Below are 19,410 nucleotides of genomic sequence, written 5' to 3' on the forward strand. Positions count from 1 at the left end.
GCTGTCGCCAGCGGCCTTCTTCGCATTGCGCACAGACGGGTGGCTTACATCGCCACGCGGCGCGCCTGCACGAACTTCTCGCCCCAGTAGCCGGAGGTCAGCGTGTCCACGCGCACGTCCTTGCCGCGGCTGGGGGCGTGCAGGAAGCGGCCCTCGCCGACGTACAGGCCGACGTGGTCGACGCGGCCCTTGCGGCCGAAGAACACCAGGTCGCCCGGGGCCAGCGCGTCGCGGTCCTTGATCAGCTGGGCGTTGGCCTCGCGGGCCATCTCGCGCGACACGCGCGGCAGCTCGATGCCCAGCGCGGTGCGGAACACGTAGCCGACCAGGCCGCTGCAGTCGAAGCCTTCGGTGTCCTCGCCGCCCCAGCGATACGGGGTGCCCAGCAGCGCCATGGCGCGCTTGAGCACGGACTGGACCTTGTCGCCGCCCGGGACCACGCCTTCGCGCGGGACCGGCTGGGACACGTCGTAGTTGGCCAGCAGGCGGCTGATGTCGCCGGCGAACATCGCCGAGCGGTCCATCAGCGGAATGGTGTCGTTGGCGGCCAGGTGCGGCAGCAGGGCGGCCAGCGTGGCGCTGGCGGCGGCGTCGGCCTTGCTGCGCGTCGGCGCGGGCGCCTGGGCGGCGGCCGGCTTGGCCAAGGCAACGGAAGTGGAGGTCTGTGCGGTCGCCGGGGCGGTGGTCGCCGCGGCGCCTATCTGGGCCGGGGCGGGGGCGACGGTCGCGATCGCTTCCGGGACGACGGTGTCGGCGGGAGCGGTCTGAGCCAGGGCCGGGAGGGCCGAGAAACAGAGCGAGGCGGTGCAGAAGAGGCGGAAAGCGGTCCGGCGGGGAACGGCGGGCTTGCCTGGAGAGGTCTGGGCTTCGGTCGTCACGCTTGGATCACAAAATAAAACGATGGGGGATCATGCCTTGTAGACAGAAATAGGAAGTTCAAATAAGGTTAAATTTTCGTAATTATGAATGTGGGTGAAATCACAATTCAGTGCAAAACCCGTTTTGCGCCGGTGTAATGGTCCCGCCAGTAGGCGCCATCCAGCGAATCCAGGCGGACGGTTCCGCCGGTGCTGGGGGCGTGCACGAAGCGGCCTTCGCCGACATAGATCCCGACGTGCGTCACATTCCCGGAACTGCCGAAGAACACCAGATCGCCGGTGCTCAGACGCTGCGGATCGATCCGCGGCCCCTGCACCGCGGCCAGCTCGCGCGAGGTGCGCGGCAGCCGCAGGTCGAGCATGTCGCGGTAGACGTAGGCGACCAGGCCGCTGCAGTCGAACCCGGACTCGGGGGTGTTGCCGCCGTAACGGTAGGGGGTGCCGACCAGGCCCAGCGCGCGCATCAGCACCGCGTTGGCCGCGCCCGGGTCGGCCGGTGCCACCTGCGGCCACTCGCGCACCGTCACCGGCGCCGGCCGGGTGTGGCGGACCTCGTGGCGTCCGCAGGCCGCCAGCGCCGCGGCGCACAGCAGCGGAAGCCACCACGGGAACGCGCGGCGGCCGCGCGGCGAAACTGGCGTGTTGTGCATGGAGCCGGGATAATGCGCGACCTCAGAAGGCCGCCATCATGGCGGCGCTCCCGGCGGCCGACAAGCCGCCCATCCCGTCTGCCCCCGGCAGCCACAGCGCAGAGTGCACATGAAGATCGAAAAAGACCGCGTCGTCCGTTTCCACTACACCGTTTCGGAAGTCGGTCAAGAGCCGATCGAAAGCTCCAAGGACCGCGATCCGCTGGTGATCCTGGTCGGCCACGGCAACATCATTCCGGGTCTGGAGAACGCGATGATGGACAAGGCCGCCGGCGACAGCTTCGGTGTCGACGTGGCGGCCAAGGACGCCTACGGCGAATACCGCGAGGGCCTGAGCCAGCGCGTGCCGAAGAAGCATTTCGGCGCGGCCAAGCTGCAGCCGGGGAGCCAGGTGGTGCTGCAGACCAACTTCGGCCCGCGCGCGGTCACCGTGCAGAAGGTCGGCATGAGCGTGGTCGACGTCGACCTCAACCACCCGATGGCCGGCAAGGAACTGCACTTCGACGTGGAGATCGTCGACGTGCGCGAGGCCAGCGCCGAAGAGATCGAGCACGGCCACGTGCACGGCGACGGCGGCCACCACCACTGAGTGCGTTGGCGGCGGTGCCGGTCGCGCCGGTGCCGCCAGCCCTGGCGCCGCATGCAGCGGCGTTGTCGCGCCGCCGCGGACGCCGGCGGCCTTCCTGATCGCGGCGAGGGGACATTCGCCGGCCTTCCGTCCGGTGCCCGCCTTGGCTTCCTCCGCCCCCGTGCTGCAGCCCGTCGCGCCCGCCGAGCGCATCGCCACGCTGGACGTGCTGCGCGGCTTCGCCCTGCTGGGCATCCTGCTGATGAACATCGAGGGCTTCGTCGGTCCGCTGGACGCGGCGATGACCGGCCTGGATCCGACGCTGCGCGGCGCCGACCGCATCGCCGACGCCATGGTCTACATCCTGGTGCAGGGCAAGTTCTACACCTTGTTCTCGCTGCTGTTCGGCATGGGCTTCGCGGTGATGGCGCAGCGCGCCGAGATCGCGCGGCGGCCGTTCGGTGGTTTCTTCCTGCGCCGCAGCGCGGGGCTGCTGCTGATCGGCCTGCTGCATGCCGTGCTGCTGTGGTCCGGCGACATCCTGGTCAGCTACGCGCTGCTGGCGTTCATGCTGCTGGCGTTCCGCGAGGCGCCCACGCGCTGGCTGCCCGGCATGGCGCCGGTGGTCTACCTGTTCGCGCCGGCGCTGTGGCTGTTGATCGGCGCCGCCGCCTGGGCGGCGCAGGCCGATCCGCACGGTGCGGCGCAGTGGCATCGGGACATGGCCGAGCAGGCGCAGCACGGCGCGGCGGCGCTGGCGCAGCAGCGTGAGGTGTTCGGCCACGGCAGCTACGCCCAAGCCACCGCGCAGCGCGCGCGCGACCTGGTCGAATCGCTGAGCGGGCTGCTGTTCAACGCGCCGACCATCTTCGGCATGTTCCTGCTCGGCGCCTGGTGCGTGCGCAGTGGCCTGGCCGCGCAACCGCAGCGCTTCCCGCGGCTGCTGGCGGTGCTGCGCTGGGGCGTGCTGCCGCTGGGGCTGGCGTTGATGCTGCTGAGCTTCCGGCTGGAGCCGTGGATGGACCCGGCGCGGCTGGATCTGCGTCTGACGTTTGCCTACGCCCTGGCCAGCGTCGCCGGGGGCCTGATGGCGCTGGGCTATGCGGCCTGGCTGGTGCGCGCCGCACCGGCGCTGCAATGGCTGGCGCCGGCCGGGCGCATGGCGTTGAGCAACTATCTGCTGCAGTCGCTGGTGTGCACCACGTTGTTCTACGGCTACGGGTTCGGCTATTTCGAACAACTGTCGCGCGCCTGGCAGATCCCGTTCGCGGTCGCGCTGTTCGCGCTGCAGGTGGCGTTGTCGCACTGGTGGCTGCAGCGGTTCCGTTTCGGCCCGGTGGAGTGGTTGTGGCGGTCGGCCAGCTACCTGCGCTGGCAGCCGATGCGCCGCCGCGACGCGGCCTGAGCGCAGGCGCTGCGGCGGCGTCCTCACATCTGCCGCGCGGCCGCCCATGGCATGCTCCGCGGCGACCGAGACATGCGACAGGACAGCCGATGGACGATGTGAGAAGCGGATACGGGTTCGCCAGCGACGCCACTGCAACGCGCGCCGAGCGTGCGCCGTGAGCGGGCCGATCCGCGATTACGACCTGCTGGTGCTGGGTGGTGGTTCGGGTGGCCTGGCCACCGCGTTCCGCGCCGCCAGCCACGGCGCGCGGGTGGCGATCCTGGAACCGAGCGCGCTCGGCGGCACCTGCGTCAACGTCGGCTGCGTGCCGAAGAAGGCGATGTGGCTGGCGGCGGACCTGGTCGAGCGCATCGACCTGGCGCGCTCGGTCGGCTTCGCCATTCCCGAGGCCACGCTGTCCTGGGCGGAACTGGTGGCGCATCGCCAGGGCTACATCGGCAACATCCACGCCAGCTACCGGCGACGCCTGGATGCCGACGGCGTGGTGCTGATCCCGCGGCGCGGGCGGCTGGTCGATGCGCACACGCTCGAATGCGACGACGGCGTGCGGGTCAGTGCCCAGCACGTGGTGATCGCCACCGGCGCGCATGCGGCGCGGCCGGACATCGAAGGCGCCGAACTGGGCCTGGTCTCGGACGACTTCTTCAACCTGTGCGAGGCACCGCCGCGGGTGGCGATCGTCGGCGGCGGCTACATCGCGGTGGAACTGGCCGGGCTGTTGCAGGCGCTGGGCAGCCGGGTGGAGCTGTACGTGCAGGGCGAGCGCCTGCTGGAGCGGTTCGACGCGGAACTAGCGCGGCAGTTGGCCGACAATTTGCGTCACCAAGGCGTGCGCCTGCATTTCGGCTATCGCGCCAGCGCCCTGCGCCGCAGCGACGATGGCTTGTGCGTGGTCGATGCGCAGGGGCGGTCTGGCGAGACCGTCGACAAGGTGTTCTTCGCGATCGGACGCCGTCCCAACACACGCGACCTCGGCCTGGAAGCGCTGGGCGTGCGCCTGGGCGACAAGCACGAGATCGTTGTCGACGATTACCAGAACACCGACGTGCCGGGGCTGTACGCGATCGGCGACGTGGCCGGCAAGGTCGGCCTGACCCCGGTGGCGATCGCCGCCGGGCGCAAGCTGATGGATCGCGTGTTCGGCGACCGGCCGCAGGCGCGGCTGGACTACGAGAACGTGCCCAGCGTGGTGTTCTCGCATCCGCCGCTGGGCCAGGTGGGGCTGGGCGAGGAGCAGGCGCGCGCGCGCTACGGCACCGACGCGGTGACCGTGTACCGCAGCAACTTCCGGCCGATGCTGCAGGCGCTGGCCGATTCGCCGCAGCGCAGCCTGTTCAAGCTGGTGTGCGTGGGTGCCGACGAACGCGTGGTCGGCGTCCATCTGCTCGGCGATGGTGCCGACGAAATCCTGCAGGGCTTCGCGGTGGCGTTGAAGCTGGGCGTGACCAAGCAGCAACTGGAGGACACCGTGGCGATCCATCCGACCTCGGCCGAGGAAGTGGTGCTGATGCGCTGAGGCCGCGGCGATCCGACGGCGGGTTGGCCGTCGCGCCGTAGAATGGCGGCATGTACGTGTCCTCTTCTCCCCGCCGCGGCGCTGCGCGATGAGCGCGCCCGGCACGTCCGCCCCCGTCGCTTCGTCCGCCACTCAGGCCAGCCTCGGCGGCGTGCTGCTCGCCGCGGGCGGCGCGATCGCGTTTTCCGGCAAGGCCATCATCGTCAAGCTGGGCTACCGCTACGGCGTCGATGCGGTGACCCTGCTGGCCTTGCGCATGCTGGTGGCGCTGCCGTGCTTCGCGGCGATGGCGTTGTGGGCGGCGCGGCGCGCGGCGCCGCTGCAGCCCGGCGACCGTTGGCGGATCGTCGCGCTGGGCGTGCTCGGCTATTACCTGGCCAGCTTCCTGGACTTCCTCGGCCTGGCCTATATCACCGCGACCCTGGAGCGGCTGATCCTCTACCTCACCCCGACCCTGGTGCTGCTGATCGGCGTGCTGCTGTGGCGGCGGCGTCCGCAGCGGCGCCAGTTGTGGGCGCTGGCGTTGAGCTATCTGGGCGTGTTGCTGGCGTTCGGCCACGACCTGCGTATCGGCGGCGCGCGCACCGCCTGGGGCAGCCTGCTGGTGTTCGGCAGCGCGCTGGCCTATGCGGCGTATCTGGTCGGCAGCGGCCAACTGGTGGCGCGGGTCGGCGCGGTGCGGCTGACCGCCTACGCCAGCCTGGTCGCCTGCGCGCTGTGCATCGCGCAGTTCCCGCTGCTGCGGCCGCTGCACGCGCTGGCCCTGCCGGCGCCTGTGTACGCGCTGTCGCTGCTCAACGGCACGCTGTGCACGGCGGTGCCGGTGCTGGCGACGATGCTGGCGGTGCAGCGCATCGGCTCGGCGCTGGCGTCGCAGATCGGCATGCTCGGCCCGGTCTCGACCATCGTGCTCAGCGTGCTGCTGCTGGGCGAGGCGATGGGGCCGTGGCAGATCGCCGGCACCGTTTTGGTGCTGGGCGGGGTGCTGCTGGTGTCGCGGCCGGCGCGGGCGGGGCCGGCGGCATGAGCCCGCGGCGGCCGCTCGCAGCGACGGCATCGCCGCCGGCCGCGACGACGGCAGCCGCCGAGGCGCATGCGCGGATCCTGGCGACGATCCGGGCGATCCCGCCGGGCCAGGTGCGCGGCTATGGCGAGGTGGCGATGCTGGCTGGGTTGCCGGGGCGCGCGCGCCTGGTGGCGCGCCTGCTCGGCGGCAACACCGACGCCGCGCTTCCCTGGCACCGGGTGCTGCGCAGCGACGGTCGCATCGCGTTTCCGGAAGGCTCGCGTGGCCATCGTGAACAATGCCAGCGCCTGCGCGCCGAAGGCGTGGTGGTGCAGGGGGGACGGGTGAAACGTGCGCCCAAGCCGGCGCGGGATCTCGATGCGGAGGTGTGGGGGCCGCGGTAGCGAGGCGTACCAGATTGCGGCGGTCCGTGTCTCGAAGAGCAGAAGAGGCCGGCTGTGAATGGCTTAGCCCCTCTCCCGCCGGGAGAGGGTTGGGGTGAGGGTCGGGGGCGCGAAGCGCATGCGGTGTTTCAACTGCGCCAGGCTGCGCCCGCACCCTCATCCGCCCCTTCGGGGCACCTTCTCCCGAGGGGAGAAGGGAAGTAAAAGCCCCTCTCCCTCCGGGAGAGGGGTTGGGGTGAGGGTTCGGGCGCGAAGCGCATGCGGTGTTTCAACTGCGCGAGGCTGCGCCCGCACCCTCATCCGCCCCTTCGGGGCACCTTCTCCCGGAGGGAGAAGGGAACGCCAAGCCCCTCTCCCTGCGGGAGAGGGGTTGGGGTGAGGGTAGGGCGCGAAGCGCATGCGGTGTTTCGACTGCACGAGGCTGCGCCCGTACCCTCATCCGCCCCTTCGGGGCACCTTCTCCCAAGGGGAGAAGGAAAAGCTAAGCCCCTCTCCCTGCGGGAGAGGGGTTGGGGTGAGGGTACGGACGCGTAGCGCATGCTGCGTGTTGACTGCGCAAGGCTTCTCCCGCGCTCTCCTCTGTCTCTTCGGCGCACCGCGCTCGCAATATTTCTTGGAAGAGGCGCGTTGGTCGTGGAATGCCGCCGCGCTGGTTGGAGTGCAGCCTCTAGCGACCGGCTATGATGGAGGCAGTTGCCACGGACCCGACCATGTTTCCCAGACTTCCGCCCGTCACCCAAGCGCTGCTGATCGGCAACGTCGTGGTGTTCCTGCTGCAGATGCTGCTCGGCATGAATACCTTCGAGCCCTTCATGCTGTGGCCGATCGGTGCGTTCGATGCGTTCTCGCCCGGGCAGAACTTCCAGATCTGGCAGTTGCTGACCTACGGCTTCCTGCACGACGACTTCATGCACCTGCTGTTCAACATGCTTGCCCTGTACATGTTTGGCGGTCCGCTGGAACAGACCTGGCGCGAGAAGCGCTTCCTGACCTACTACCTGGTCTGCGTAGCCGGCGCCGGCCTGTGCCAGTTGCTGGTCGGTTGGTGGATGGTCAGCAACGGCATGCAGGCGCTTCCGGTCGTGGGCGCCTCGGGCGGCATCTTCGGCCTGCTGCTGGCCTTCGGCATGCTGTTTCCGAACCAGCGGGTGGTGTTGCTGTTCCCGCCGATCCCGATGAAGGCGCGCACCTTCGTGATCGTGTTCGGCGCGCTGGAACTGCTGATGGGTTTTACCGGCTGGCAGCCGGGCGTGGCGCATTTCGCGCATCTGGGCGGCATGCTGTTCGGTTGGCTGATGATCCGCTACTGGCGCGGCCAGCCGCCGTTCGGCAAGCGCAAGCCGCCGCGTCCGCGCATCGTGCGCTGAGCCAGCGCCGGCGTCTGCGCGCAGGCATTGCCGCGCGCAACGCGTCGTCTGCGCACCGCAGGCGCTGGCCGCACGTTTTACCGACCCCTGAACGCAAGACGGCGCGGTTGCCCGCGCCGTCGTGCTGTGTGCCTGGCCGGCGCCTAGCGCCGGCACCGGCTCACGGCCACAGGTGGATCTGCTCGGCCTCGCTGCGCACCATCGGCTGGCCCGGCTTGCAGGTGAAGGTCGCGGCGAAGGCGGGCAGGTTGGCCAGCGCGCCGTTGGTGCGCCAGCGGCCCGGCGCGTGCACGTCGGCGGTGACCCGCTGCACGGCGTCGGTCGGCGATAGCTGCTGCGCCCACAGGCCGGCCCACGCCTTGTAGAACGCCTGCTTGCCTGCCTCGTTGGCCGTCGGCTGCGCGGCGCTGTAGGCCTGCCAGGCCAGTTCGACGCTGCCGATGTCGGTCAGGTCCTCGTCCTGGGTCAGCGGGCCGTTGACCTTGGCGCCCTTCACGCCGGGGAAGTCGTAGGCGCCGTACTGCGCGGCGGTGCGGGCCGCCAGCGCGTTCCAGGCGCTCTTGTCTTCCGGGGTCCACCAGTTGCGCAACTGGCCCTGTGCGTCGACCTGGCTGCCCTTGCTGTCGATGGCGCCGATCAGCTCGTGCGCGACCATCGCGCCGTAGGCGCCGTACAGCGCCGCGGCGTCGCCGCCGGCCGCGTACACCGGCGGCTGCAGCACCGCGGCGGTGACGATCAGGCGGTTCTGGGCGATGTCGTAGGTCAGCGCCGGCTGCTGCGGCAGCACGTCCCAGCGGCGGTCGGCGTTACCCTTGCCGATGCGCTTCATCTCTTCGCGGTGACGCCAGGTGGAGGCGATCAGCATGTTGCCGCCGAAGCTGCCGCGACCCATCGGCTGCAGGGTGTAGTCGAGGTCGCGGCGCGGCCCACCGACTTCGATCTTCAGCGCGGCCAGCTTGGCCTGCGCCTCGGTGCGCGCCGGCTCGCTCAGCCAGGTGCTGCGCTTGACCGCGGCGATCTGCGCGTCGCGCACCTGGTCGGCGATGGTCTCGGCCTGGCGGCGGGTGTCGGCCGACAGGTAGCGGGCCACGTACTCGCGGCCGAGCATGGGGCCGGCGGCGACGTTGATCGCGTCCAGCACCTGCGCCCAGCGCGGCGGCGGTGCGACCTGGCCCTGCAGCACGCGGCCGCGGAACTCGAAGCTGGCGTCGCGGAAGCTCTTGGACAGGTACGGCGCCATCGCATCGCCCACGCGCCAGCGCAGGTATGCCTTCCACTGCTCGGGCTTGATGCTGACGATCATGCCGTCGAGTTGCTTGAACATGTCCGGGTCGGCCATCGACACCAGGTCGTCGTTGACGCCCTGGGCCTTGAGGAAGGCGTCGAGCTGCAGGTTGCGGTACTGCTTGTTCAACTCCTTGGTCGAGATCGGCGAATAGTTGTTGAACGGGTTGTTGATGCCGGCCAGCGACTTGGCGCTGCGCGCAAGCGCGGTCTCGATCTGCAGCACCGATTGTGCGTCGGCCTCGAGGCGGTCGGCCGGGGTGCCGGTCAGGGTCAGGATCTGCTTGACGTAGGTGCGGTAGCGGCCCATCAGCGCCATGGTGTCGGCGTCGGTGCGGGTGTAGAAGGCCGGGTCGGGCAGGCCCATGCCGCCCTGCATGAAGTAGCCGATGTGGCGGTCCAGCGCCTTCAGGTCGACGTCGGCGCCGAAGTTGAACGCGACCGGGATGCCGATCTGGTGCAGCGCGGCGATCGAGGCCGGCACGTCCTTGGCCTTCTTGATCGCATCGATGCGGCCGAGCAGCGGCGCGATCGGGTTGGAGCCGTCCTTCTCCACCGCGGCCTCGTCCAGGCCGCTGGCCCAGAAGTCGCCCAGCGCCTTCTGCACCGCGTTCTGCGGCGACTGCATGGACGCATCGAGCAGGTCGCGCTGCTGTTGCTGCGCGCGCTCGGCGAGCTGGCCCAGCGCGGTGACCGCGCCGGTCTGCGGCACCGGGTTCTGCTTCAGCCAGTCGGCGTTGGCATCGTCGTAGAAGTCGCTGCAGGCGGCGCTGATCGGCGGGGCCTTGGGCGCGGCGGCACGCTTCTTCTTGGGCGCGGCATCGGCGGCGGAGGCGAGGGCGATCAGGCCGAGGGCGACGGCGAGGGCAAGCGGACGGGCATTGGGCATCGGGAACGCATCCGGTCAGGATTAAAGTCGGCGGAGTTTAACAAGCCGCGGTGTGCAACTGTGGCGATGACGTGCGTCCACCGCCCAACCGGATTCAGCGAGGGGCGCCGGCCGCTACGGATGCGGGCGGACTGGATGGGCGATCGGCAGCGCGGCCACTGTCGCAGGCCGGCAGCCGCGCAAAGAAAAGGCCCGGACATGCCGGGCCTTTTCGCGGGACGGCGGTGACGCCGTCGCTTACCAGATCACCACGCGCTTGTCGCCGCTGCGCACCATCGGCGCGCCCGGCTTGCACTGGAAAGCGGTGGCGAAGGCCTCCAGGTTCGACGGCGCGCCGATCGCACGGAACTGCGCCGGGGCGTGCGGGTCGGTGGTCAGGCGCACCATCGCGTTCTGCGGGGTGTACTTGGTGCGCCACACGGTGGCCCAGTTGATGAAGAAGTTCTGGTCGCGGCTCATGCCGCCGACCTTCGGGTCGTCCTTGCCCTCGGTGGCCTTCTTCATCGCGTCGTAGGCGGTGGTGATGCCGCCCAGGTCGGCGATGTTCTCGCCCAGGGTCAGCTTGCCGTTGACGTGCTTGCCGTCGACCTCGTAGCCGTCGAACTGCTGGACCAGCTTGCCGGTGAGCGCGGAGAACTTCTTGGCGTCGGCCGGGGTCCACCAGTTCTCGAAGTTGCCGGTCGGCCCGAAGCGCGCGCCCTGGTCGTCGTAGCCGTGGGTCATTTCGTGGCCGATCACCGCGCCGATGCCGCCGTAGTTGAACGCGTCGTCGGCCTTGGGATCGAAGAACGGCGGCTGCAGGATCGCCGCCGGGAACACGATTTCGTTCTGCAGCGGGTTGTAGTAAGCGTTGACCGTCTGCGGGGTCATGCCCCACTCGGTCTTGTCCACCGGCTTGCCGATCTTGCTCAGGTTGTACTTGTAGTTGAACGCGGTGGCGGCGCGCACGTTGTCCAGATAGCTGTCGCGCTTGGTGGTCAGGCTGCTGTAGTCGCGCCACTTGTCCGGGTAGCCGATCTTCGGGGTGAAGGTCTTCCACTTCTCCAGGGCCTTGGCCTTGGTCTCCTCGCTCATCCAGGTCAGCTTCTCCAGGCGCGCCTTCAGCGCCTGGCTCAGGTTCTCCACCAGTTGTTGCATCTTGGCCTTGTCGTCGGCCGAGAACGCGACCTTGACGTACATCTGGCCCATCGCCTCGCCGGCGCCGTTCTCGATGCTGCCGAGCACGCGCTTCCAGCGCGGCTTCATCTCGGCCTGGCCGTTGAGTTCCTTGCCGTAGAAGGCGAAGTTCTCCTGCGCGAAGGCATCGCTCAAGTACGGCGAGGCGCTGTCCACGGTGTGGAAGCGCAGGTAGGCGCGCCACACCGACGGGTCGGTGTCGCCCAGCGCCTTGCTCACTTCCTGGTGGAAGGCCGGGATCGCCAGCGAGAACTTCTCCGGCACGGCCACGCCCTGCGATTCGAAGAACTTGGTCCAGGGGAAGTTCGGGGTCAGCTTGTCGGCCTCGGCCGGGGTGACCGGGTTGTAGGCCAGCTCGGCGTCGCGCGAGAGCTGCTCGCTGGACTTGGACACCTTGGCCAGGCGGGTTTCCAGCGCCACCACGTCCTGCGCCTGCTTGGCCGCGTCGGCGGCCGGCACGCCGGCCAGCTCCAGCACCTTGGCCACGTGCGCCTGGTAGGCCTTGAGCTTGTCCTGCTTGTCGGCGTCGACGTAGTAGCTGCGGTCGGGCAGGCCGAGGCCGCCCTGCATGGCGTAGGCCATGTTCATCGTCGAATTCTTGAAGTCGGCTTCCGCGCCGAAGCCGAACAGGCCGTTCTCGCCCTTGGCCGCGCTCTGGCGCAGGTACTCGGCGATCGCCGGGCCGTCCTTGAGGCCGTCGATCGCGGCCAGGTCGGCCTTCAGCGGTTCGATGCCCTGGGCGTTGATCTTGGCTTCGTCCATGCCCGAGGACCAGAAGTCGCCGACGATCTTCTCCACGCCCTGCGCGTTGGCGGCGGCAGCGGCCTGTTCGGCCAACTGGTGCTGCACGGCCACCGAGCGCTCGTCCAGGATCGAGAACGCGCCCCAGCTGCTGCGGTCCTTGGGAATCTCGTTGGCGGCCAGCCACTTGCCGTTGACGTAGCCGTTGAAGTCGTCGCAGGCGTTCTTGCCGGCGTCCAGATCGTTGATGCTGAAGGCGTTGTAGGCCGGCAGCTTGCTGGTGTCGAGCTTGAGCTCGGCGGGCGCCGCGGCCGGGGCGGCGGCCGGCGCGGGCTTGGCGGCGTCGGCGGCGGGCGCGGCGTTCTCGGGCTTGTTGCAGCCGGTCAGCGCGGCGCTCACGGCCAGGGTCAACAGCAGCATCTTGGGATTGCGAAGGGTCACAGGCAGGCTCCAGGCCGACGTGGATAAAAAGGTGGCCCGTCCGGGCCGTGGCGAGACTCTACGCCGCTGCGGGAGGTTTCAGGGGTGTCGAAGGTCATGGGCGGCCGCGCGCGTTGGGCCGTGGGACGGTCGCGTCGCCTGCCGGTCGGCAGGCCCGCCGGCGCTGGCTTACCATGCGGCCATGACCCGTGAATCGCCATGCGATGCCCTGATCGTGGGCGCCGGCCACAACGGCCTGGTCTGCGCCGCCTACCTGGCGCGGGCCGGCTGGAAGGTGACGGTGCTGGAGCGGCGCGGCGTGGTCGGCGGCGCCGCGGTGACCGAGGAGTTCCACCCCGGGTTCCGCAACTCGGTGGCGTCCTACACGGTGTCGCTGCTGCAGCCCAAGGTGATCGCCGATCTCGACCTGGCCGGCCACGGCCTGCGCATCGTGCCGCGCCTGTGCAATAACTTCCTGCCATTGCCGGACGGACGTTTCCTGCTGACCGGCGCCGGCCACACCCAGGCCGAACTGGCCAAGTTCTCCGCGCGCGACGCTGCGCGCCTGCCGGCCTACGAGGCGCGGCTGGAGGGCATCGCCGACGTGCTGCGCGCGCTGGCGCTGCAGCCGCCGCCCAACGTCACCGACGGTGGCTGGCTGCAGGCGCTGCCCGAACTGCTGCGCGCCGGCCGCCTCGGCCGCCGCCTGCATGCGCTGGACGCGGAACTGCGCCAGGACCTGCTGGACCTGTTCACCATCTCCGCCGCCGAGTACCTGCAACGCTGGTTCGAGAGCGATGCGGCGCAGGCGCTGTTCGGCTTCGACGGCATCGTCGGCAACTACGCCAGCCCGTACACGCCGGGATCGGCCTACGTGCTGCTGCACCACGTGTTCGGCGAGAGCAATGGGGTCAAGGGCGCCTGGGGCCATGCGCTGGGCGGCATGGGCGCGATCACCCAGGCGATGGCGCGCGCCGCGACCGCCGCCGGCGCGCAGATCCGCACCGAGGCCGGCGTGCGCGAGATCCTGGTCGAGGACGGGCGCGCGGTCGGCGTGGTCACCGAGCAGGGCGAGCGGCTGCGGGCACGGCACGTGGTCGCCAACGTCAACCCAAAGCTGCTGTACGAACGCCTGCTCGGTCCGGCGCAGGTGCCGGCCGCCACGCGTGAGCGCATGGCGCACTGGCGCTGCGGGTCGGGCACGTTCCGCATGAACGTGGCGCTGTCGCGCCTGCCCAGCTTCAGCGCGCTGCCGGGGGCGGGCGACCATCTCACCGCCGGCATCGTGCTGGCGCCGAGCCTGGACTACATGGATCGCGCCTACCAGGACGCGCGCACGCACGGCTGGTCGCGCGAACCGATCGTCGAGCTGCTGATTCCCAGCACCCTGGACGACAGCCTGGCGCCGCCGGGCCAGCACGTGGCCAGCCTGTTCTGTCAGCACGTGGCGCCGCAGTTGCCGGACGGGCGCAGCTGGGATGCGCACCGCGAGGAGGTCGCCGACCTGATGATCGCCACCGTCGAGCGCTACGCGCCGGGCTTCGCCGCTTCGGTGCTGGGCCGACAGGTGCTGAGCCCGCTGGACCTGGAGCGCACCTTCGGGCTGATCGGCGGTGACATCTTCCACGGCGCGTTGAGCCTCAATCAGTTGTTCAGCGCACGGCCCATGCTCGGCCAGGCGGCGTACCGCGGTGCGATTCCTGGTCTGTTCCTGTGCGGCTCCGGCACCCATCCCGGCGGCGGCGTGACCGGCGCGCCCGGTCACAATGCGGCGATGGCACTGTTGCGCGGCTGAGCGGCGGCGGACGGTAGCGGCAAGAAAAAAAGAACCCTGGCATGGCGACCAGGGCGAGGGAAAGGCGCGGTGCGTGCAGTGCGCCGCGCGTGCCACGGCAGCGCCGTAGCTTTGTCTGCGTGGCGGGTCAGGGCGCGCCGGCCTGCGGCGCGGAAGCACCCAGATGTGCGTCGAAGAACCCCAGCATCCTCGTGTAGAGGTTGAGGTTGTTCTCTTCCTTGTAGAAGCCGTGGCCTTCGCCGGACTGCACGATCATGCCTTCGGGTGGGTTGCCGGCAGCCTGCAGCGCCTTGGCCAGCGCTTCGGTGTGCTCCGGCGGGCAGCGATCGTCGCGGGCGCCGGCGGCGAGGTAGATCGGCAGGGTCAGCGCCTGCACGTGGTTGATCGGCGACATCCGTTCCTGCTCGGCGGCGCTGCTGCCGAAGGCGCGCAGCAGGTAGCGCCTGCCGCTCTCGCTCTTGCTGGTGTCGCTGAGCCGCAATTGGATCTTGGCGTCGTACATGCCGACATAGCCGAACGCGCACTGGAACAGGCCCGGCGCGCGCACCGGCGCCATCATCGCCGCGTAGCCGCCGAAGCTGCCACCGTAGATGCAGATGCGCGATTTGTCGACCAGGCCCTGCTGGATCGCGTACTGCGTACCGTCGACGATGTCGTTCATGATGCCGCCGTCCCACTGCCCGTAGGCGCGGTCCATGAACGCCTTGCCGAAGCCGCCGGAGCCGCGGTAGTTGAGTTGCAATGTGGCATAGCCGCGGCTGGCGAACAGTTGCGCCTCGGAATGGAAGCCCCAGCTGTCGCGCGGCCCCATCGGCCCGCCGTGCACGTTGACGATCAGCGGCAGGTTCTTCGCCTGGGCCCCGGCCGGCACGGTGAGGTAGCCGTGGATGCGCAGGCCGTCGCGGGCGGTGAACTGGATCGGCATGACCGTGGCCATCTTCGCCGCATCGATCCACGGCCGGCTCTTCATCAGGAAACGCGCCTTGCCGGTGGCGCGTTCGTACAGGTACAGCTCGCCCGGGTTCTGGTCGCTGCGCACGCTGACCACGATGGTGTCGCCGGTGCGGGTTGCGCTGGCGAAGTCGACGTACTGTCCCGGAAAAGCCGCGGCCAGGCTGGCATACAGCGTTGCGTCCGGATGCGCCTCGTCGATCAGCCTGACCTGCGGCGCGCCGGCCTCGGTGACGACGGCCAGTGCGGTGTCCGAGCCGTCGGTGGCGGTGATGGTGCGCGCGACCTCGCTGGTGGCGTCCTGAAACAGCGAAACGAAACGCCCGCTCTGCGGATCCAGGTAGCCAAACGCACCGGGCGCCTTGCCGTCGTCGCGGGTGGCGTAGACGCGGCCGTCGGCGGTGGACCAGGCGATGTCCAGACGCGCGCCGTCGGCCTTGCTGGCGTTGATCAGTTCCCACTTGCCGTCCTTCAGCGCGTACACCTCGCTGTGGCTGTCGTAGCCGGTGTCCTCATCCTTGTCGCTCTGGCACGTGGCGAAGGCGGGCTGCTTGGCGGCGTCCAGGGCGATGGAGCAGTTCGCCTTGGGCGCACGGCCCAGCGACTTGCGCCGCCCGCTGAGGGTGTCGATCAGCACCACCTCGGTGCCGGCACCCTCCGAGGAGCGCGGATAGCGCACCTGCATGACCACGTTCTGTTCGTCGTCGCGCAGGGTGTCGAGCAGGGCGAAGGATTCGCGGCCCACGCTCTTGCCGCGCTGGGTGACGCCTTGCGTGCCATATTCGATCAGGGTGCGTGGCTGGCCACCGTCGGCGTCGACCGCGAACCATTCGCCGGTGCCCATCGGCCGCTCGAACGCACCGACCTTCTTGACCGCGGTGAACAGCAGCCGCTTGCGGCCGGTCCAGTAGAACGCGCCGACGCTTTTGCCGTCGGGCAGTACATTGACCTTGATCGGTTTGAGGTCGCGCGTGCCGAGCACGGTCAGCACGTCCTGTTCGCCGCGGTCCACGGTCAGCGCGAGATACTCACCGTCCGGCGAGATCTTGACTGCGCTGTAGGTGGGGCGCTTGACGAAATCCGCAATGGGCGGGGGCGCGGCCGCGGCGGCACTGCCGTGCAGGCACAGCCCCAGCGCGCAGAAAGCAACGAGTCGTTTCACGAGCATCCTTTTTGCGTGATTGCACACAGCGAGAGCCCGATGCCGGGCTCTCGCTGATCTCCAGTGCGCGTGCCGCGGCTCAGCGGAAGCGGTACTGGAACTCCGCCGCCACTTCGCGGCCGTACGGGCTGTAGGCACGCCAGAAGTACGGATACGTGTTGTAGCCGCTGTCCTTCGGATGCGTCTTGTCGAACACGTTGTTGACGTAGAAGTTGACCGTCAGCTTGTCGGTCAGCTTCTTGCCCACGTTCGCGTTCCAGATGAAGTACGGCGCGATGCGGCCGGTCTCCTGCCAATTCGGCAGGCTGCCGTAGCGGAGCATGAACACCGCCGCCTGCCAGTCGTTCCGCTGCCAGGTCGCGGTGGTGCGGATGCGGCTGCGGAAGTCGAAGTTGCTCAGGTCGTCGCGGTAGTCGAGGACCGGGTCGCCCTTGAACTCGGCCGACTTCTGCTCGAGGGTGTGCGAGTAGCCCACCTGGAAGCGGAAGTCGCCCAGCCGGTCGGTGTCCAGGCGGTAGTCCAGCGACGCGTCGATGCCCTTGGTGCCGAGGAAGGCGCGGTTGATCGGACCGCGGCGGATCTCGGTGATCTGGCCGTCGTTCGGCGTGCCCGGCGCGCTGAGGCGGGTGACCCGCGACAGCATGTCGTTGCAGAACGCCGAGCCCGGCGCACCCAGGGTGAACGGGTTGCGGTTGCGGGTCAGCCCGGTCACGCAGCCGGCTTCGCCGTCGAGGATGTAGGTGGAGGTGATGTCGGCCACCACGTTCTTCAGGCGGATGTCGTAGTAGTCGGCGGTGAGCGACAGGCCGCCGAGCACGTCCCACACGAAGCCGGCGGTCCACGACGTACCGGTTTCCTCGGACAGGTCGGTGGTGCCCTGGCGCACGCCGTACGCGGTGTAGTTCACCGTGGTGTCCGAGGTCGGGCACTGCGCCGCGGCGCGGCCGCTTTCCAGGCAGCGACGGGTGTCGAAGATGCTAGTGAACGAGCCGCTGCGGTCGGCGAACACATAGTGCAGGTCCGGCGCGCGGAAGCTGGTGGAGTAGGAGCCGCGCAGCAGCAGGCTGTCCAGCGGGCGCCACTCCAGGCCGGCGTTCCAGGTCTTGGCGTCGTCCACCGCGGTGACGTCGTCGTACTTGTCCAGGCGTCCGGCCAGGTGCGCCTTCAGCGAACTGAGGATCGGAATCGACAGTTCCACGCCCAGTGCGTAGCGGTCGCGCTTGCCGCCGCCACCGGTGCCGGTGAGGTTGTACGGACGGTCGGTGCCGGTGTAGTCGGGCAGGATGCGCGGGTCAGCGTTGAGCTTGTACTCCTGCTGCGAGGCTTCGACGATGCCGGCGAAGCCCAGCGCGCCGGCCGGCAGTTCGAACAGGTCGCCGGAGAGCACAAAGCTGCCCTGGTTGACGTGCGAGTTGGCGTCGGTCTTGACGGTGGTGCTCAGCGCCGCGAACTGGTCCGGGGTCAGCGCGCTGTAGTAGCGCTGCTGGTTCAGGCGATACACCGGATAGGTGACGCCGCCCACTACGCGGGTGCCCAGTTGCTGGCCGAGGAAGTAATCGTTGACCGCCGAGGCCATCAGGCGCGGACGATCGACCTTCACCTTGTACTCGGCGCGCGACAGCGTCAGGTCCCAGTCGAAGCGCTCGCCCAGCTTGCCGCGCAGGCCGGCGGCGAAGTCGTAGGACTTCTCCTTGTTGCGCGCCATCAGATGCTCGACGCCGCCGGCTTCCTGCGGGGCGAACACGCGCTGCGCGTCGACCAGTGCATTGAAACCGGGATCGAACCACAGCGCGCCATTGGTGCGGCCGGACCAGAACTGGGTGCCCGCGGTGTACTTGGACTCGGAGGACCAGGCCTGCAGGCTGGCCCAGCCCTGCATGCCGCCTTCGAAATCGAAGGTGCCGTACGCGTAGCCGGACAGGTCGTTGTTCTGGTTGCGGATGGTCTGGTAGGCCGGGTCCTTGAAGGTGCCGCAGGCCTGGCCGAGGTTGGTGATGGCGCCACTGGCGCTGGCGGTGCGGTAGTTCCAGCGCACCCACTCGTCGCCCAACTGCTCGCAGGCGCCGGCCGGCGGCGCGAAGTAGGAGTTGGTGGTCGAGCCGGTACGGCGGCGCACGCGCATGGTGCCGGTCGGCTGGATGCCGACGAAGGCCGGCGGGAACGGGTTGTCCAGCGACGAATCCATGAAGTCGCGCTGGTAGGCGAACAGCGGCTCGCCGGCGGTGTACTCGAAGGCATAGGTCAGGCTCCAGCGGTCGCCGGTCTTGCCGCCGATCCACTGGAAGTCGCCGGTGTCGCCGCCGCCGCGGGTCAGGGTGCTGCCGCGCAGCTTGACCAGGTCGCCCTCGTAGTTGGTCTTGAGGATGACGTTGACCACGCCGGCGACCGCGTCGGAGCCGTAGATGGCCGAGGCGCCGCCGGCGAGGATCTCGATGCGGTCGACCGCCGCGGCCGGGATGTTGCCGAAGTTGGCGAAGTTGCTCTGGCCGTTGTAGGGCAGCGGGTAGTCCGCGGCGCGGCGGCCGTTGATCAGCAGCAGGGTGCGGCCGGGGCCGAGACCGCGCAGGTTGATCACGCTGGCGTTGGGGGTGAAGCCGCCCTGGAACAGCTCGTTCTGGGTGGAGCCGGAGGCCTGGGTGAGCGTGCTCAGCGCGTCGAAGACGGTGTTGAAGCCTTCGCGCTCGATCTGGGTGGCGGAGATGATGGTGACGGGCGAGGGGCCCTCGACCTCGGTGCGCTGGATGCGCGAACCGGTCACCGTCACCTTCTCGAGGGTGCGCGCCTTGGCGCCGGTGGCCTCGGTCAGTTGTTCCGTCTCCGATTCCTCGCTCGCGGGCTGGCTTTGCGCCAGCGCCGATGCGGCGGGCAGGGCCAGAATGGCGGACACAGCAACGACCAGAAGACTCCGCTTGGGAGTCGGTGCTTTGACTGACATTGACAAATTTCCCCTAGATGCATGTGCAGTACCCAGGTCCCTTCCTGGACAGGTACGTGTAGAGAGCGTGAGGTCCGTTTCACGTTTCTTGACCGTAGCATGAACAAATCGGAAAAGTAACGAAAAATTTCCGTTACATGACATGTGGGTGCAGCCGACTTGCTGTAAAGGGCGCGTCCGGGTGGCCTTCGCTGCGGCGCTCCCTCACGTAACTCCTTGTCGCGCTGCTGTTTCGGCTTGCTCGGCGCCGTCTCGCGGCC

General features: G+C 69.2%; 13 protein-coding genes. 7 read left to right on the forward strand and 6 right to left on the reverse strand.

From position 1 onward, the window contains the following. Positions 1-44: 44 nt before the first annotated feature. Together J7357_RS16975 and J7357_RS16980 are read right to left on the reverse strand one after the other, a co-directional pair. Positions 45-878 (reverse strand): C40 family peptidase, encoded by an 834-nt coding sequence (locus J7357_RS16975; RefSeq protein ID WP_209248305.1) that lies wholly within the window; start codon positions 876-878, stop codon positions 45-47. A gap of 107 nt (positions 879-985) precedes the next feature. Further along, a complete protein-coding gene (locus J7357_RS16980) occupies positions 986-1,528 on the reverse strand; it encodes a C40 family peptidase (RefSeq protein ID WP_209248306.1) in 543 nt (180 codons plus the stop codon). Between the two features lie 109 nt (positions 1,529-1,637). Between J7357_RS16980 and J7357_RS16985 the strand changes: the two genes are divergently transcribed. The 6 genes from J7357_RS16985 to J7357_RS17010 all read left to right on the forward strand — a co-directional run bounded on the left by J7357_RS16985 (position 1,638) and on the right by J7357_RS17010 (position 7,797). After that, positions 1,638-2,117 carry a peptidylprolyl isomerase gene (locus J7357_RS16985; RefSeq protein ID WP_209248308.1) on the forward strand — a complete coding sequence of 160 codons (480 nt, stop codon included), beginning with the start codon at positions 1,638-1,640 and terminating at the stop codon, positions 2,115-2,117. Positions 2,118-2,277: 160 nt separating this feature from the next. Continuing rightward, entirely contained in the window at positions 2,278-3,501 is a 1,224-nt protein-coding gene (locus tag J7357_RS16990; protein ID WP_209248360.1) for a DUF418 domain-containing protein, read from the forward strand. Between the two features lie 157 nt (positions 3,502-3,658). Next, positions 3,659-5,020 carry a glutathione-disulfide reductase gene (gene gorA, locus J7357_RS16995; RefSeq protein ID WP_209248310.1) on the forward strand — a complete coding sequence of 454 codons (1,362 nt, stop codon included), beginning with the start codon at positions 3,659-3,661 and terminating at the stop codon, positions 5,018-5,020. An 88-nt stretch (positions 5,021-5,108) separates the two neighbouring features. Beyond that, positions 5,109-6,047 (forward strand): DMT family transporter, encoded by a 939-nt coding sequence (locus J7357_RS17000; protein WP_209248312.1) that lies wholly within the window; start codon positions 5,109-5,111, stop codon positions 6,045-6,047. Next, positions 6,044-6,430, forward strand: coding sequence for an MGMT family protein (locus tag J7357_RS17005; RefSeq protein WP_209248314.1), 387 nt, complete (start codon positions 6,044-6,046; stop codon positions 6,428-6,430). Before J7357_RS17000 ends, J7357_RS17005 begins: the two co-directional genes overlap by 4 nt. Positions 6,431-7,140: 710 nt before the next feature. After that, positions 7,141-7,797, forward strand: coding sequence for a rhomboid family intramembrane serine protease (locus tag J7357_RS17010; protein ID WP_209248316.1), 657 nt, complete (start codon positions 7,141-7,143; stop codon positions 7,795-7,797). Between the two features lie 160 nt (positions 7,798-7,957). On the opposite strand, the gene J7357_RS17015 is transcribed toward J7357_RS17010, so the two are convergent. Together J7357_RS17015 and J7357_RS17020 are read right to left on the reverse strand one after the other, a co-directional pair. Then, positions 7,958-9,970, reverse strand: coding sequence for a M13 family metallopeptidase (locus tag J7357_RS17015; protein ID WP_209248318.1), 2,013 nt, complete (start codon positions 9,968-9,970; stop codon positions 7,958-7,960). Positions 9,971-10,207: 237 nt separating this feature from the next. Beyond that, on the reverse strand, positions 10,208-12,307 hold the full coding sequence (locus tag J7357_RS17020) for a M13-type metalloendopeptidase (RefSeq protein ID WP_209248362.1): 2,100 nt from the start codon (positions 12,305-12,307) through the stop codon (positions 10,208-10,210). A gap of 202 nt (positions 12,308-12,509) precedes the next feature. Between J7357_RS17020 and J7357_RS17025 the strand changes: the two genes are divergently transcribed. After that, on the forward strand, positions 12,510-14,102 hold the full coding sequence (locus tag J7357_RS17025; RefSeq protein WP_209248320.1) for an NAD(P)/FAD-dependent oxidoreductase: 1,593 nt from the start codon (positions 12,510-12,512) through the stop codon (positions 14,100-14,102). 127 nt (positions 14,103-14,229) lie between these two features. Here J7357_RS17025 and J7357_RS17030 read toward each other — a convergent pair whose 3' ends face one another. Together J7357_RS17030 and J7357_RS17035 are read right to left on the reverse strand one after the other, a co-directional pair. Beyond that, on the reverse strand, positions 14,230-16,221 hold the full coding sequence (locus J7357_RS17030) for a S9 family peptidase (protein ID WP_209248322.1): 1,992 nt from the start codon (positions 16,219-16,221) through the stop codon (positions 14,230-14,232). A gap of 73 nt (positions 16,222-16,294) precedes the next feature. Next, positions 16,295-19,102 carry a TonB-dependent receptor gene (locus J7357_RS17035; protein ID WP_209248324.1) on the reverse strand — a complete coding sequence of 936 codons (2,808 nt, stop codon included), beginning with the start codon at positions 19,100-19,102 and terminating at the stop codon, positions 16,295-16,297. Positions 19,103-19,410: the final 308 nt, after the last annotated feature.

Origin of the sequence: Xanthomonas sp. D-109 (assembly GCF_017746095.1) — a bacterium.
Lineage (GTDB): Bacteria > Pseudomonadota > Gammaproteobacteria > Xanthomonadales > Xanthomonadaceae > Xanthomonas_A > Xanthomonas_A sacchari.

Bases quoted from the DNA above. Each gene is read 5' to 3' on its own strand.
- J7357_RS16980 (WP_209248306.1), bottom strand. From the start codon at position 1,528: ATGCACAACACGCCAGTTTCGCCGCGCGGCCGCCGCGCGTTCCCGTGG.
- J7357_RS16985 (WP_209248308.1), top strand. From the start codon at position 1,638: ATGAAGATCGAAAAAGACCGCGTCGTCCGTTTCCACTACACCGTTTCG.
- J7357_RS17000 (WP_209248312.1), top strand. From the start codon at position 5,109: ATGAGCGCGCCCGGCACGTCCGCCCCCGTCGCTTCGTCCGCCACTCAG.
- J7357_RS17005 (WP_209248314.1), top strand. From the start codon at position 6,044: ATGAGCCCGCGGCGGCCGCTCGCAGCGACGGCATCGCCGCCGGCCGCG.
- J7357_RS17010 (WP_209248316.1), top strand. From the start codon at position 7,141: ATGTTTCCCAGACTTCCGCCCGTCACCCAAGCGCTGCTGATCGGCAAC.
- J7357_RS17015 (WP_209248318.1), bottom strand. From the start codon at position 9,970: ATGCCCAATGCCCGTCCGCTTGCCCTCGCCGTCGCCCTCGGCCTGATC.
- J7357_RS17020 (WP_209248362.1), bottom strand. From the start codon at position 12,307: ATGCTGCTGTTGACCCTGGCCGTGAGCGCCGCGCTGACCGGCTGCAAC.
- J7357_RS17025 (WP_209248320.1), top strand. From the start codon at position 12,510: ATGACCCGTGAATCGCCATGCGATGCCCTGATCGTGGGCGCCGGCCAC.
- J7357_RS17030 (WP_209248322.1), bottom strand. From the start codon at position 16,221: ATGCTCGTGAAACGACTCGTTGCTTTCTGCGCGCTGGGGCTGTGCCTG.